Source organism: Planktothrix rubescens CCAP 1459/22 (assembly GCA_904830895.1).
Classification (GTDB): domain Bacteria; phylum Cyanobacteriota; class Cyanobacteriia; order Cyanobacteriales; family Microcoleaceae; genus Planktothrix; species Planktothrix agardhii.
In genome coordinates this window covers 711,905-726,490 of record LR882958.1, presented here as the reverse complement: position 1 = coordinate 726,490, position 14,586 = coordinate 711,905, and the positions used below count along the sequence as shown (strand labels likewise).

At 40.8% G+C, this 14,586-nt stretch carries 13 protein-coding genes; 8 read left to right on the top strand and 5 right to left on the bottom strand.

Going from position 1 to position 14,586, the window contains the following annotated elements; translation table 11 throughout:
* Positions 1-9: 9 nt before the first annotated feature.
* Positions 10-888: a three-Cys-motif partner protein TcmP gene (locus NMG86_RS03580; protein ID WP_026797031.1), complete on the top strand. Its 879-nt coding sequence runs from the start codon at positions 10-12 to the stop codon at positions 886-888.
* 55 nt (positions 889-943) lie between these two features.
* Here NMG86_RS03580 and NMG86_RS03575 read toward each other — a convergent pair whose 3' ends face one another.
* A complete protein-coding gene (locus tag NMG86_RS03575) occupies positions 944-1,498 on the bottom strand; it encodes a Uma2 family endonuclease (RefSeq protein WP_026797030.1) in 555 nt (184 codons plus the stop codon).
* Between the two features lie 258 nt (positions 1,499-1,756).
* Here NMG86_RS03575 and glyQ point away from each other — a divergent pair, with 258 nt between their 5' ends.
* Positions 1,757-2,638 (top strand): glycine--tRNA ligase subunit alpha, encoded by an 882-nt coding sequence (glyQ, locus tag NMG86_RS03570; protein ID WP_026788697.1) that lies wholly within the window; start codon positions 1,757-1,759, stop codon positions 2,636-2,638.
* Positions 2,639-2,755: 117 nt separating this feature from the next.
* Here glyQ and NMG86_RS03565 read toward each other — a convergent pair whose 3' ends face one another.
* Positions 2,756-4,762, bottom strand: coding sequence for a DNA polymerase III subunit gamma/tau (locus tag NMG86_RS03565; protein WP_026797029.1), 2,007 nt, complete (start codon positions 4,760-4,762; stop codon positions 2,756-2,758).
* A 471-nt stretch (positions 4,763-5,233) separates the two neighbouring features.
* Between NMG86_RS03565 and NMG86_RS03560 the strand changes: the two genes are divergently transcribed.
* The gene (locus tag NMG86_RS03560; protein WP_026797028.1) at positions 5,234-6,103 is read left to right on the top strand and encodes a hypothetical protein; all 870 of its coding nucleotides are present in this window, start codon (positions 5,234-5,236) and stop codon (positions 6,101-6,103) included.
* A 1-nt stretch (position 6,104) separates the two neighbouring features.
* Here NMG86_RS03560 and NMG86_RS03555 read toward each other — a convergent pair whose 3' ends face one another.
* Positions 6,105-6,845, bottom strand: coding sequence for a phycocyanobilin:ferredoxin oxidoreductase (locus tag NMG86_RS03555; protein ID WP_026788694.1), 741 nt, complete (start codon positions 6,843-6,845; stop codon positions 6,105-6,107).
* A 90-nt stretch (positions 6,846-6,935) separates the two neighbouring features.
* Here NMG86_RS03555 and tatA point away from each other — a divergent pair, with 90 nt between their 5' ends.
* Positions 6,936-7,130 carry a twin-arginine translocase TatA/TatE family subunit gene (gene tatA, locus NMG86_RS03550; RefSeq protein WP_026788693.1) on the top strand — a complete coding sequence of 65 codons (195 nt, stop codon included), beginning with the start codon at positions 6,936-6,938 and terminating at the stop codon, positions 7,128-7,130.
* Between the two features lie 357 nt (positions 7,131-7,487).
* Here tatA and cphA read toward each other — a convergent pair whose 3' ends face one another.
* Together cphA and NMG86_RS03540 are read right to left on the bottom strand one after the other, a co-directional pair.
* Entirely contained in the window at positions 7,488-10,193 is a 2,706-nt protein-coding gene (cphA, locus tag NMG86_RS03545) for a cyanophycin synthetase (RefSeq protein WP_026797027.1), read from the bottom strand.
* 259 nt (positions 10,194-10,452) lie between these two features.
* Positions 10,453-11,307, bottom strand: a complete 855-nt coding sequence (locus tag NMG86_RS03540; RefSeq protein ID WP_026788691.1) for a cyanophycinase — start codon at positions 11,305-11,307, stop codon at positions 10,453-10,455.
* Positions 11,308-11,576: 269 nt separating this feature from the next.
* Between NMG86_RS03540 and trmD the strand changes: the two genes are divergently transcribed.
* The 4 genes from trmD to NMG86_RS03520 all read left to right on the top strand — a co-directional run bounded on the left by trmD (position 11,577) and on the right by NMG86_RS03520 (position 14,506).
* A complete protein-coding gene (gene trmD, locus NMG86_RS03535; RefSeq protein ID WP_026797026.1) occupies positions 11,577-12,281 on the top strand; it encodes a tRNA (guanosine(37)-N1)-methyltransferase TrmD in 705 nt (234 codons plus the stop codon).
* Between the two features lie 95 nt (positions 12,282-12,376).
* Positions 12,377-12,766: a hypothetical protein gene (locus NMG86_RS03530; RefSeq protein ID WP_052338619.1), complete on the top strand. Its 390-nt coding sequence runs from the start codon at positions 12,377-12,379 to the stop codon at positions 12,764-12,766.
* Between the two features lie 218 nt (positions 12,767-12,984).
* Complete coding sequence (locus NMG86_RS03525) at positions 12,985-13,242, top strand: KGG domain-containing protein (RefSeq protein WP_036833253.1); 258 nt, start codon at positions 12,985-12,987, stop codon at positions 13,240-13,242.
* Between the two features lie 751 nt (positions 13,243-13,993).
* Positions 13,994-14,506, top strand: a complete 513-nt coding sequence (locus NMG86_RS03520) for an NYN domain-containing protein (protein ID WP_026797024.1) — start codon at positions 13,994-13,996, stop codon at positions 14,504-14,506.
* Positions 14,507-14,586: the final 80 nt, after the last annotated feature.

The following is a 14,586-nucleotide window of genomic DNA, read 5'->3' as shown; positions in this document are numbered from 1 at the left end:
ATAAAGATTATGAAAAAGCAACGTTTTGGAGGAGATTGGACAGAAGAAAAACTGAGTAGAGTCAAAAAGTATCTTGTTGCTTACTCAACAATTATGAATAAATACCCTCTCCAATATGCTTACATAGATGCTTTTGCTGGAACTGGATATAGAACACTTAATACTCCTGATGAACAAGGTCAGCTAATGTTGCCTGAATTGATTGATCCAGAATCTCAACAATTTATAGAAGGTTCTGCCAAAATTGCTCTTCAAGTTAAACCAGAATTTAATAAATATATTTTTGTAGAAAAAGATGAGGAAAAAATAAAAGAATTAAATAATCTCAAAATTGAATTTAACCATTTATCCGACAAAATTGAAATCGTTCATTCGGATGCTAATACATTTCTAAAAAGAAAATGTAATCAAAATACTAATTGGGAACGACATCGTGCGGTTCTTTTCCTTGATCCTTTTGGAATGCAAGTTCCTTGGAAGACTATTGAAGCAATAGCCCAAACTCAAGCAATTGATTTATGGTATTTGTTTCCCGTAGGAATAGCGATTAATCGATTACTCAAGCGAGATGGTAATATAAGTGAATCCGTTAGAAACAAACTGAATGAAACATTTGGAACAACAAGTTGGTGGGATACATTTTATACAATTTCTGAAAAAACTAACTTATTTGGAACTTATACAGAAACGGAAAAAATTGCTGACTATAAATTAATAGGGAGATTTTTTATTGAAAGATTAAAAATTATATTTGCAGGTGTAGCTGAAAATCCTCTACTTTTGCTTAATTCCCAAAATACACCTCTATATCTCCTGTGTTTTGCATCAGCTAATCCCAAGGGCGCACCAACAGCTATAAAAATAGCACAACATATTCTAAAATCATGAACAGTAGTATTTTAATTCCTGTAATAATTTTGGAAAAGTTGTAATCGCTTTCTAACTAAACAACTAATAACCTCTGAACAGAAACCGCCATATCAGGAAAAGCCAGAGGATAAATGTCTCCTTGAGTTAAAATCTCTTGAGATTGATAATCACCCTGTTGAGGATTTCTAAATACAATTAACGTTTGATTTTGCAAATTCACAACCCAATATTCTCGAATATTTTCTGTTGCGTAGACTTTGCTTTTTTGCTCTAAATCTTTTGTTAAACTAGAATTAGAAAACTCAATTAACCAAAAAATATTATTGGGATAGGGATGATGTTCTAAATAAACACTTCCCAAGGGTTCAACAATAGCAAGATCGGGTTCGGGTTCAGAACTCGATTGAAATAACGTAATCGGTTTTCCTTCCCGAACTTTTGCCCGATTTCCTAATAAATTTCTTAAATAATCTGCTGTTGCATCACTAAAATAAGCGTGGGGAATTCCTTCGGGAGACATTTTAATAATTTGACCATTCAATAATTCAACAGATCGATCATCGAGAATTCCAGCATCAATCATGCGATGATAGTCTTCGATTGTCCATTGTAAAAGGGCGATTGTCATTGATGTTGCCTTTCGGTGAATTAATGGATATATTTATTCTATCAATAAAAACGAATTGTGTTAGAATAGAATCAGAATAATTATAGGAAATTAACAATAAATGGAAAATACTGGGGTATTAGATGCGGTGATGGGGGGAATAGCGATCGCAATTTTAATTGGAGGATTAGTAATGCTATTTAAAGGCATTTCATCCATGCCCAAAAATTAATGGTAAAATTGATTAATGTCAAAACAATTAGATCAGAATTACATCCCGTGAATTTTCAATCAATTATTGCTACCCTGAATCAATTTTGGAGCGATCGCGGCTGTTTGATTGCCCAATCCTATGATACCGAAAAAGGGGCGGGAACCATGAACCCCCATACCTTTTTACGCGCCATTGGCCCCGAACCCTGGTCGGTCGCCTATGTCGAACCCTGTCGTCGTCCCACCGATGGCCGTTATGGAGAAAACCCCAACCGTTTTCAACATTATTATCAATATCAAGTGTTAATTAAACCATCTCCGAATAATATTCAAGAGGTTTACTTAGACTCCTTGAAACTATTAGGAATTAACCCCGAAGATCATGATATTCGGTTTGTGGAAGATAACTGGGAATCTCCGACTTTGGGGGCTTGGGGTGTGGGTTGGGAAGTCTGGTTAGATGGGATGGAAATTACTCAATTTACCTATTTTCAACAATGCGGAAGTATTGATTGTCGTCCCGTTTCTATTGAGATTACTTATGGTTTGGAACGTCTAGCAATGTATCTGCAAAATGTGGATGCAATGACTAAAATTTCTTGGACAGATAAAATTAATTATGGGGATGTTCACTTACAGGGAGAAATAGAACAATGTACCTATAATTTTGAAGCCTCAAACCCAGAATTTTTGTTTACTTTGTTTGGATTATATGAACAGGAAGCGGAACAATTAATCGAAAAAGGGTTAGTTTTACCGAGTTTAGATTATGTTCTTAAATGTTCCCATAGTTTCAATTTATTGGATGCTAGGGGCGTAATTGCGGTGACAGAAAGGACTCGTTATATTGGTCGAATTCGCAATTTAGCTAGACGAGTCGCCCAACGCTATTTAGAACAGCGAGAACAGTTAGGTTTCCCCTTAGAAAAAACCTCCCTGGCTAGATAAATAATTAGGGTGCGTGGATCTCCGCGCACGCACCACTCCACTTAACAATATAAAAGTTTTTAATCCTATGAGATACCGGGTATTTTTAATAAACCACAAAGACACAAAGACACGAAATCAAAAATCATCATCATTTTCTTCATCCAGATCATCAATTTCTATAAAGTTTTCATTTTCATTAATTTCAATAGCATCAGCTTTTTTGTCTAATAAAGTAGCGGTTTTAGATGTGGGTTTTTCTTCTAATTCAATCATTTTCCCTTGAAAAAAATCAACTAATTTTTGAGATGCGATCGCTACTGCTTGAGTATCTGCTTGTTCAGGACTTATAGGAACTGTTTCTACTTTTTCAATTGGTTTAAATGAATTATTATTAATATTTTCTATTTGATGATTTTTGTTAATATCCTGATTTGGAGATTCAGAAATTTGTTGTTGTTCTTGAGTATTAATTACAGGAGTTTGTACAACTTCTGGAGAATAAACCCTAGAATTATTAACAGGAGAATAAGGTGGAGAAGGGGGAGTTATATCTTGAACTTGATTCACAGAATTTCCGCCTCTACTATCAAAATTAATTTTCACAGGATGACCAAAAACCTGTTGAAATGCTTTTTCTAAACTGGATAATTTTTGTTTAGTTTGTGCCATTTTTAACAGAGTTGAAGAAGCCATTTTAATCACCGCTACTTCAGAATTAAACTGAATTAAACGACCCTGTTGACGGAACATTTGTTGGGTTCCATTGGGTTGAATATAATCTAATACCTGTTGCCAAATTTGATCTAAATTAGCATCGGTAACAATAGGCGGTTCTGTGGGTGGTGCGGGAATTTCTGCTTTAACTTGGGGTTGGGTTTGCGGTTGAGGTTCGGGGGTGTATGTAGGTTGAAAAACGGGAGAATTAACTGGATTTTGTGACGGGTTTGAAGGTTCTGAACGTTGTACAAATGGAACGGTTTCCGGTTGGGTTTGGACGGTTCTTTGAGGAGTTTGGGTAACAGTAACCGTTTGAGTTATAACAGATTTTTGTAACGCTGCTGGAAGTAAACCTAATAAGATAATTTCTAACCATAAACGCGGTTGAGTTGAATGTTTGATTTGAACTTCACTTTCGCGTAAATGTTTCTGACCTGCTAATATAATTGTACTATCCCAACGGTGGGAAAATTGACAAAGTTGTTCCCAAGTCGGTTGAGTCAGTGCGACCAAATCAGAACGAGTTGATGCGGTTTTAGCAATTAATAAATCTCGATAAAATCCGGCTAAATTTTGCAGGACAATTAAAGGTTCCCGTCCTCGGTTTAATAGGTTACGAATACAGTCTAAAATAATAGCCGTATCCCCGGAGTCAATTGCTTCTAATAAACTAATTAAATCTCGTTCAGGAACTGCCCCGACTAAATCCCAGACTTTTTCAACGGTAATTTCACCGGATAATAAACTAAGTTGATCCAATAAACTTTCAGCATCCCTTAACCCCCCCTGAGCAATTTGAGCTACCATAAAAACCGCATCATCAGCAATATTAATAGCTTCTTGTTGGGCAATATATTTTAAATGTTTGATCATGGAATCTAGGGGGATTCGTCGAAAATCAAACCGTTGACACCGGGAAATAATAGTAGGTAAAACCCGTTGTGGGTCAGTTGTTGCTAATACAAATACGACTCGATCTGGCGGTTCTTCTAAGGTTTTTAATAGGGCGTTAAATGCTGCCGTACTTAACATATGACATTCATCTATAACATATACTTTATAACGACATTGAACCGGGGCAAATTGCGATCGCTCAATTAATTCTCTAATATTATCAACCCCGGTATTACTAGCCGCATCAATTTCAATTACATCTAAAGTTGATCCATTAGTAATCCCTTTGCAAACCTCACAAACCCCGCAAGGTGTGGCTGTTGGGTTTTGATTGGCCAAACAATTCAGCGATTTGGCCAAAATTCTGGCACTGGAGGTTTTTCCCGTTCCCCTCGGCCCGGTAAATAGGTAAGCCGGGGCGATGCGTTGAGATTCGATCGCATTCGTGAGGGTAGTTGCGATCGCCTCTTGTCCGACCAAATGGGCAAAGGTTTGGGGACGGTATTTGTGGTGTAGGGGTTCGTAACTCACAACGCAACAGTAAAATTAAGGGAACAGGAAACACTCTTAGCTAGAATAGCAGTAGAGTTTTAAAGATCAACCAAAGTGGGACTGTAGAGGGGAAACTGTCGATTTTCCTATTTAGGACAGGATCAGTGTAATCATAGTAATTGAACTGACCTGAACTGTTTGCTGATTTTTTTCCTAAATCCTAGACAATGGAACAGAATTTTTGATAACTTAGAGTTAAATAGATTTATCATGGCAAGATCAGAGGTGTATTTTTGTTTTTCTTAATAGCCTGAAATTTGATCAAACAGTACAGGTATGGAATTTATGAATTACCTGAAATTAAGGGATCAAAAACAAGCCATTAAAATAAATTTAATCTGATCCTTAGATAAATAAAGATGTACTATCCATGCCATTTTCATTTTAACCTATTCTGGATCGGTTGCAACGGTTTTATCGCAAATTCTAAAAATTAAGTGATTATAACTTATGTCTAATCAAATTATCCTAGTTCAGCCTTTGCTGGCAGCAAAGCCCCCAAAACCTCCGGCTAAAAGTCCCCAAATGAGTACGGATCTAATCTGGATGGGGGCGACGGGTATTTTGTTTATTTTACTATTAGGAAGTATAGTTTTTTTCAAAATAAAAACTAAGGCTTTAACTAAACAGGTAAACACAGAAATATTTAGAAATAAAGAGCTACAGAAAAAATATAAATTGGCAGTCGGTACGGTTGCCAAAATGGAGAAAAACCCAGATTTAATTCACTCACGAGAATTTAACTTAGATTATTTGAGAATGCGGATGGCGGAGGACGTTTTCCACTATGCCATTATTGTTCAAATTAAGATGAAAGTTAAACAACAAATTTCCATCGCCCTCCGCCCAACTCAAACGGCTGTTGGAGAACAAAGCACCGCCGGAACAGCCCGTCAAGTCGATTCTATCTTTGATGTAGAATATGAAACTGGTGTTGCTGGAGACTCTAAAAAACGGGTGTTATTTCGGATTCAAGTGCGACTGATGAAATTACCCACCCAATCAACATCAACTACAATTAATGAAATTATTGATTGTTTAGAAACCTATTTAAGCGCCAGTGATGAACATGATAATTGGCAACCCACTATTCAAGGACGAATTGTTCATATTGAATGGGATCAAAAAGCCAAACCAACGCCTTTATTGGTATTAGAACAATCGAATGAAGGAGTCAATGTTACCTTCCGTACAACTCGACCTGCGGGGATGAAATCACCACCCCATGAAACTCATCATGAAGAAACAACCCAAGCCAAAACTCAAGGGAAAACTCAACGCAAAAAAAGCAGTAAATCAGAATCTACTAAATTAACTTAAGTTAGCTGGGAGCCAGATCAAATAAAACCGTTGTCATATAGTTATTAGCCCATTCTTCACCAAAGGCTTTTTCTAAGACACGGCGGGTTTTATCATTTTGTTGTTGTTGAGTACAATACCGTTGTTGACCTGCAATAATTTCCGATTTTTGTTCCTCAGAAATCGGGTTTTGAGCGATCGCATATTCACAATGAACTTTCAAATATTGCGTCACAATTTGCAAAAATTTAGTTTCTTCTTCCGGTGTTGTCGGTCGAATAAATAAACAAAATTCCGAAAAAATATCCCCCCAAGTGGGAATTTCACGGGGTTGGGAAAACTGTTGTTGCGGTTGGGGTTGTAATTGCTGTTGATAGGGTAACGGTAAACTACGGTCTAAATGGGTAGGGGATAAATCCACAATAGCCGCACTAATTTGGCCCCGTCCCCCGACTAAATCAGCCCCAAACATGGGGATATCATATTCCACCCTCGGAAACATCACGCAATGGAGAATATCCAGGTTTTGGCCAACTTTAGCCAATTCCAAATGGAGTTTCCGAAAGTGTTGGGTTTGATAACACTTATTTTCAATGATCAGTTTTTCCCCTTCTAAGCGTCCCTCCACATATCCTAAATCTTCTGGTAAATGGTAGGGTTCCAAATCGAGATATTGGCTCCAACTAACCTGAATTTGGTTGGCGAGTTGGCGGATGAGAGAGTGCTGTTGTTCTCGAATCGAGGGGAAGGAGGTGTTAACCATTGTAGGATTTTAAACGTTTCAGACTTATATCATAGAATATCAGTTTAGTATGAAGGTTGACTTATCCCTTTATAAAGGCAGCTAAAGATTATGTTTGGTTTAGGTTGGCCAGAAATCGCAATTATTTTAGTGGTGGCGCTGTTAATTTTTGGCCCTAAAAAAATTCCTGAAATTGGGAAAAGTTTGGGCCAAAGTCTTAAGGGGTTTAAAGATGGATTCTCCAGCCCTCCAGATATTTCTGATTCAGTCTCCCCCGAGACAGAACAGAATTCCCACAAATCCTAATGTATCCCAACCCCGTAGGGGCGGGTTCCGTACTAATATCCGTTTCCAACAAATAATCATTATAAACCCGCCCAACCCCACAATAATACTGAATTAATCGTTGATTTATGGGTAATCGGGGCGGGTTTTGGTCGGTTGTTTGTGGGTAGCAAAGGTTAACTCGAACCCGCCCCTACAGAACTAATTTCTTCAAACCCCGTAGGGGCGGGTTCCGTACTAATATCCGTTTCCAACAACTAATCATTATAAACCCGCCCAACCCCAGAATAATATTGAATTAATCGTTAATTTGGGGTGATGTCTGGGCGGGTTTTGGGAGGTTGTTTGTGGGTAGCAAAGGTTAACTCGAACCCGCCCCTACAGTGTGATCGAAGATTGGATCACCGTTGAGGAATTAAGACTCGGAGAATGGGAATTGTCAATAGACTCCTGTATGGGGTTGCGAACCTCAATTAATTTAATCGCTCGATTCACACTTTCGGGTAGAATCACCACTAACGATCCCGCCCCAGCCCGATCCAAAGCCGTATTCACCGCTTGGGTTTCATTAAGAATTGTTTCATAACGTACCTGACGGCCAGGAATAGTGCCTAAAACTTGCTGAATCCCCTGGCTGATTAACTGAGCCGCCGAACCCAGTTCTCGGCCCCGGGTATCGTCATCCTCCTTGACAATAATCTCATCAAAGATATCCGCCGCCAATTGACCCAAGGTGACAAAATCTTCATCCCGGCGATCGCCTGGGCCACCAATCACCCCAATCCGATGCCCCGGCCAATTTTTCACAAACGCCCCTAATGCTATGTAACTTGCCGGGTTGTGGGCATAATCAATCAGGGCGTGATAACTCCCCATATTAAATAAATTCATCCGTCCGGGGGTTTGGGAAGTCGAGGCGATAAAGGTTGACAAACCCGCCCGAATATGCTCTATTTTTACCCCTTGGGCAAAGGCGGCCAAACAAGCGGCCAAAGCATTAGCAATCATAAACGGAGCGCGACCTTGCATGGTGATCGGAACATTCACCGCCTGTTCAATCCGCAGTGTCCAATCTCCTTTTAATATCGAAAGATATCCGTTTTCATAGACCGCCGCCAATCCCCCGGATTCCGTGTGTTTCAACACAATTTCATTATCAGGATTCATGGTGAAATAGGCGATTTGAGCCTTTACCCGTTCGGCCATTTGTACCACCAACGGATCATCAGCGTTCAACACCGCATAGCCTTTCGGCATCACTACTTCAGCCACAACACTTTTCACCTTCGCCATTTGTTCCGGGGTATCAATATCCCCCAAGCCCAAATGATCCGCCGACACATTCAAGACCACACCGACATCACAGGTATCAAAGCCTAACCCTGCCCGCAGGATACCGCCCCGGGCACATTCAAGGACAGCAACTTCCACCATCGGATCACGCAGAATCAGTTGGGCACTTTGGGGCCCGGTATTGTCCCCTGGTTCGGCCAAATATTCCCCAATATAGATCCCGTCGGTAGTGGTATAGCCAACCGCTAACCCGGTTTGTTTGATGATGTGAGCTAACAAACGGGTAGTAGTGGTTTTACCATTAGTTCCGGTGACGGCTAAAATTGGGACGCGACTGGGCTGGCCAGGGGGAAATAACATATCCATCACCGCCCCGGCCACATTTCTGGGTAAACCTTCACTGGGGGCGACGTGCATTCGGAAACCCGGGGCGGCATTCACTTCCACCACCACCCCATCGACTTCCCGCAGAGGTTTAGAAATATCAGGCGTCACCACATCAATTCCGGCAATATCCAAACCGATAATTTTAGCAATCCGAGCAAATAGCCAGACATTATCCGGGTGAACTTCATCGGTACGGTCAATGGCACTGCCTCCCGTACTTAAGTTAGCCGTAGCTCGCAGAAAACAGATTTCTCCGGGGGGCATAACGCTTTCTAGGGTATGACCTTTCTCCGCAATCATGGATAGCACGGTTTTATCCACCACAATTCGGGTGAGGACATTATCATGGCCATCGCCCCGACGGGGATCACGATTGGTTTTTTCGATTAATTGTTCAATGGTTAATTTGCCATCCCCGACAACATGGGCCGGAACCCGTTCCGCTACGGCTACCATTTTACCGTTCACCACTAACACCCGATGATCCCGACCTGTATAGAAGCGTTCTAAAATCACACTGCGGGTTTTAGAGGCATTACTGGCTTCCTCATAGGCCATAGCAGCCGTTTCCCATTTGGTAATATCCAGGGTAATCCCCCGTCCATGGTTGCCATCGAGGGGTTTAATGGCAATGGGATAACCCCCCACCTCATCAATGGCATCTTGGAGTTCATCCAAATAGCGAATCACCGTTCCCCTGGGAACCGGAACCCCCGCATCTCGGAGAATTTGTTTTGTCCCTTCTTTATCACAGGCCAACTCTACGGCTAAAACTCCGGTTTGGTTACTGAGGGTGGCTTGAATCCGTTTTTGATAACATCCATAACCAAACTGAATCATAAACCGAGCATTCAGTTGTTGCCAGGGAATATCCCGGGCTTCGGCTTCTTTAATAATGGTTTCTGTGCTAGGGCCAAGGGAGGCTTGAGCTTTTAATTCTTTGAGATCTTCAATATCTTGGGCAAGTTCTTCGCTGGGATAGGTTCCCGTATCCGCAATACTTTGGCACAATCGGACAGCGGCTCGGCCCGCATAACGCCCAGCGTGTTCGTTATCATATTCAAACGCCACCTGAAAAATCCCCGGACTGGAGGTTTCACGGGTGCGACCAAATCCTACGGTCATTCCGGCCAACTGTTGGAGTTCCAGGGCGATGTGTTCGATAATATGTCCCATTAAAGTTCCCCGTTCTACCCGACTGAGGAACCCCCCTCGGACACCCGGTGAGCAGTGATGTTCAATTAAACTCGGGAGAGCGGAAGTTAAGCCGTTATAGAAGCCTGGAATATCGCTGCTATAGCGTTCCGTTAATTCTTCTAAATCCAAACGCATCACAATCAGTTGATGGCGTCGGATACTCCAGTAGTTAGGGCCTCTTAAGGTCTGTATTTTAAGAATTTTCATATTGGTGTGAGTATAATGCTCCGAATGGGCCGGGATGATAGTCCGCTTTATTAAATTTCTAGCTAAGGTGACTTGTAAACTGTTTGCAGTGAACAGTTTTTCAGAACTATTGAACTTTGCTAGATCAGAGCAGTTGGGGATTTCCGATTTTCTTTTCGAGACTTGCCGATTCCCAATCACCCCTAATCAGGGTTTCCCATCTTCAAATTAGAGGGGAAAACCTTGAATTTGGCCAAGTTCACCGATCATGTATGTCAATTTACACACTGGGAGCAGAACTTGGACGACGGGAGTGAAAGTTATACTGATCACCATAGGATAGAATATGTACCCGCAAATTGAATACACTTAGGGGATCGGTGGCTCCAGCATTCACTAAATTGGTATAGGACATTTCGTGGGTATCCACAATGGTTACACATCCCTTTCCTACGACCCGCAGTAAACCTTGGGCTTCAAATAGGGCACAGGTATCCTCATCAATGCCAATGCCAATTTTGTCGGGGTGGGCTGCGACAGCACTCACTAACCGTGCCATGCGATTCCGGTTATGGAAGTGTTGATCTACAACTAATTCTGGCACAATATCTAAGCCCGTTGCCATATCTACCAGGGAGCGATTGGGAGATTCCCCACTTCCGCCTCCGGCAATCATTTGGTGGCCCATTACAGCGGCTCCAGCACTGGTTCCAGCCAAGGCCATGCGCCCTTGTCTGGCTCCGGTTCTAATTTTTTCCATCAGCAGGGTATCGGCCAATAAGCTATAAAGCCGCAATTGATCCCCCCCCGTCATAAATACCCCGGTACAGGTTTCTAAGAAGGCGTGCCACTTGGGATCTTCACAATGATGGCGTTCCCGAATATCAAAGACTTCAATGGATGTGGCCCCCATTTCCTCAAAGATTTTTTTATATCTCTCTCCCTGAACCACTGGTTCGCGGGAGGCAGAGGGAATGATGGCAAGGTGGGCGTTGGAAGCACCAGCCCGGTGAACAAAGGTTTGCAGAATCTCACGTCCATGAACTTTGTCTTCGGCTCCACCAATAATCATGATAGAGGTTTTGGTTTGTTGGGGAATCATTTGTTCAAGGGCTTGAGATGTCAACTGCTGCATAGTGTGTCTCCTCGAATCAATCTATACTGGGTTCAGCCACGGGAGTGATTAGGTTAGCCGTCCTTGGACTCCTAATTGTTTCACGGGTGAAATTCGCACCGAACCCAGTTCTGGTAGCAAAGCCAGATTCAAAAAAGCTGATCCATTTTAGTATATTTTGATACGAATTAACAAATATTTTAGTTTATGGATTATCATATACCATTAAATGTTTGTTACAAGTTTGAGCTTAAAAAAATTTTAAGCCTAATTGATCAATTAATAATACTGTGCGTTTTGACATTATTACTTTATTTCCTGATTTTTTTGCTTCTCCCCTTAGCTCAGGTCTTCTGGGTAAAGCCCTGGGGAAAGAAATTGCTCATGTCCATTTAGTGAATCCCCGGGACTTCACCCAGGACAAACATCACCGAGTCGATGATGAACCCTTTGGGGGCGGTGTGGGGATGGTTTTGAAACCAGAACCGATTTACTTGGCGGTTGAGTCCTTACCTATATTACCCCGTCGAGAAGTGATTTTTTTGACTCCCCAAGGGGAACAAATGCACCAAGAGCTATTCCGAGATTTAGCGTTAAACTGTGATCAGATTGTCTTAATTTGTGGACATTATGAAGGCATTGATGAACGAATTATCTCCTTAGTAACCCGGGAAGTTTCTTTGGGGGATTTTGTTCTCACCGGGGGAGAAATTCCAGCCATGGCACTCTTAAATGGAGTTGTGCGATTATTACCTGGAACGGTGGGAAAGGAGGAATCTCTCAAAGCTGAAAGTTTTGAACAGGGATTACTAGATTATCCTCACTATACTCGTCCGGCGGTGTTTAGAGGAATACCCGTTCCTGATGTTTTATTGTCAGGGCATCATGGCAAAATTGAGCAGTGGCGAAAGCAACAACAACTTCAACGTACCCGTGAACGCCGCCCGGATTTGTGGCAAGATTGGATACGCGAACACCCGGACGAACGGGTTTAATCCGCTCTTATTTTGCCTTGGTTTGCCTTTCTATCCCATTAAACTGAAGCAGTCAACGTTTAGTTTTGATTCGAGTCTCTGATCACTAATCGTTAATGGCTGAAGTTTATTCGTTTTTAATCCCCATGAATGCTGATACCCCAGAAGAATTAATTCAAGCGATTGATTTGGCGTTATGTCAAGGGAATTTTCATCAAGCTAAAACCCTTTCTAATCAAGCCAGTCAAGATTATCCGAATCATGATAAGATTCAACGCTATGCTCGAATTTTATCCTCCCCCGATGTGCCTTTTTATCAACTATCTCGCAAGCCTGATACTCCTTTAAATCTCAATTGGGTAATTCGGCATCGTGAACATTATCGAGGCAGATGGGTGGCTTTAGAAAAAGGTCATTTAATTGCGGATGCCAGTTCTCTCGATGAATTATTTGCTCAGGTGGGAAAGGAAAAAATGAAAGATTTATTTTATACCATTGTTTATTAAGTAGAGGCATGATTTTGGGGTCTGGGTCTGGGTCTGGAGCAGATATTGATTAAATAAATAGAACATTTCCCCATGAGTTAGATTAGAAATGCTACTATTAATATTATGGTTTCGGTTTATTGGTGAAAAAGGTTAAGTCTATCTTCTGGTAGAAGGTTAATCCTAATCACACAGATACAGTAGTGTTTAGCCAATCAATAAAAAATAAGGAGAAAATCATGGCTACGGAAAAACGTGGATTTGCTTCAATGGATCAAGAAAAGCAACGGGAAATTGCGAGCAAAGGAGGTAAAGCAGCCCATGAGTCGGGACGCGCTCATGAATTTACTTCCGAAGAAGCCCGAGAAGCTGGACGCAAAGGCGGTAAGGCGGTCAGCCAAAATCGCGAACACATGGCAGCCATTGGACGCAAAGGTGGCAAGAATAGCCATAAGAAAGATAAAGAAAATGAAAACAATACTGACGAAAATCCCTAATCTCAGGGAAGGGTGTTTTTAGTAAACTGTAATAAAATCTGGGTTTTTTAACAAAAAACTGTTTTTGTTGGCACTCGATCTTACAAAGTGGGGTTTTTCCTGGGATCAACCCTATTTTTGTAAGCAATACCTCTTTCGTCATTTTTTTGTGGAAATAACCACAAAGACACGAAGACACTAAGGAAGATATTAAGGGGGGTATAGTTGAACTTTTTGGCGAGGGTATTATGCAAGTTAAACTCTTATAGCAGGTTTTTAGACTCCAGCCGAGTGTGTTATCCTCATGTTGGAGTTTGAAATTATCAGCCCTAACCTAAATAGCAAAAAAAATACTTGACATTTTTGGAGGGCTTGATTATAATGGAATCACCTAGTAATAGGTTTGAGTGGAAAATTGACTTCTGTCTCATCTATCGGAATCAAGAATACAGCAGTTGGCAATGCAGTTAGGACATTAATGATGGTTGTGATCCTTAATTATTAATTGTTTTACTCCTGTCCTTTGTCCTCTGTCTGTTGCCTCTAGCTATATTCCTGATTCCGATACCTGAGACTTTAGCCAAACACAATCAAAACTACGGGTTTTAATTCAATCCTTTAGACGTTGCACTGAAAGTGCTAGTTTTGGAGTTCTGTTTTGGACTCGGAAATGGCGAATAGGTCTTAATTCAGGCGAAGGGGTCTAAAAGGTTAGAATTCAAAACTTGATTAATGCTAGGTGTTTAATTAACAATAACACTAGAAATCAATCATGAAAACTCCTACAGCAGTTTATTGGGATGTTCAAAACGGTAAAACTTCTTCTAGCAAAATTAAACACTTCTATCAAGGGTTAATTCAAACAAGCGATTTATTGATTAGCAATGCTTACGCTTATTGGAAACAAGAAAAAAAGTCATTTGAACAAACTCTCACTGACATAAAAATTGACATGATTAATGTTTTGCCAGGAAACAATGCGGCTGATCACCGTATTATTGAAGACTGTAATAAGCATATTTTATCAGATCAAAGCAAAAGCATTAAAACTGTAGTTTTAACAACAGGAGATGGAGGTTTTTTACCCTTAGTTCAAAAGTTAAAAGACTCAAAAGTATTAGTAATATTAATTTGGATGAATAATGTTGCTGAAGAACTAAAAAATGCTGTTGATTATGCTTATCATATTGATGAAATTGATTCATTAATCCCATCCTTTAAGCTCAATCAGGCAACTCCAGAAAAACTAGATTCTCCTGCTATGATTCCTTACACGGAGAATTGATTTTAGTCTAAGTTGAGAAAAATTGCGATCGCCTGAATAGGATATGATTAAGCTGTTAAGCATTTAAACCGTATGCTGTA

Excerpts from the sequence above, each read along its gene's own strand:
- NMG86_RS03555 (WP_026788694.1), bottom strand. The coding sequence starts at position 6,845 with ATGGTTAACACCTCCTTCCCCTCGATTCGAGAACAACAGCACTCTCTC.
- NMG86_RS03530 (WP_052338619.1), top strand. The coding sequence starts at position 12,377 with ATGGCTGAAGTTTATTCGTTTTTAATCCCCATGAATGCTGATACCCCA.
- tatA (WP_026788693.1), top strand. The coding sequence starts at position 6,936 with ATGTTTGGTTTAGGTTGGCCAGAAATCGCAATTATTTTAGTGGTGGCG.
- NMG86_RS03540 (WP_026788691.1), bottom strand. The coding sequence starts at position 11,307 with ATGCAGCAGTTGACATCTCAAGCCCTTGAACAAATGATTCCCCAACAA.
- NMG86_RS03520 (WP_026797024.1), top strand. The coding sequence starts at position 13,994 with ATGAAAACTCCTACAGCAGTTTATTGGGATGTTCAAAACGGTAAAACT.
- NMG86_RS03560 (WP_026797028.1), top strand. The coding sequence starts at position 5,234 with ATGTCTAATCAAATTATCCTAGTTCAGCCTTTGCTGGCAGCAAAGCCC.
- NMG86_RS03525 (WP_036833253.1), top strand. The coding sequence starts at position 12,985 with ATGGCTACGGAAAAACGTGGATTTGCTTCAATGGATCAAGAAAAGCAA.
- cphA (WP_026797027.1), bottom strand. The coding sequence starts at position 10,193 with ATGAAAATTCTTAAAATACAGACCTTAAGAGGCCCTAACTACTGGAGT.
- NMG86_RS03575 (WP_026797030.1), bottom strand. The coding sequence starts at position 1,498 with ATGACAATCGCCCTTTTACAATGGACAATCGAAGACTATCATCGCATG.
- NMG86_RS03580 (WP_026797031.1), top strand. The coding sequence starts at position 10 with ATGAAAAAGCAACGTTTTGGAGGAGATTGGACAGAAGAAAAACTGAGT.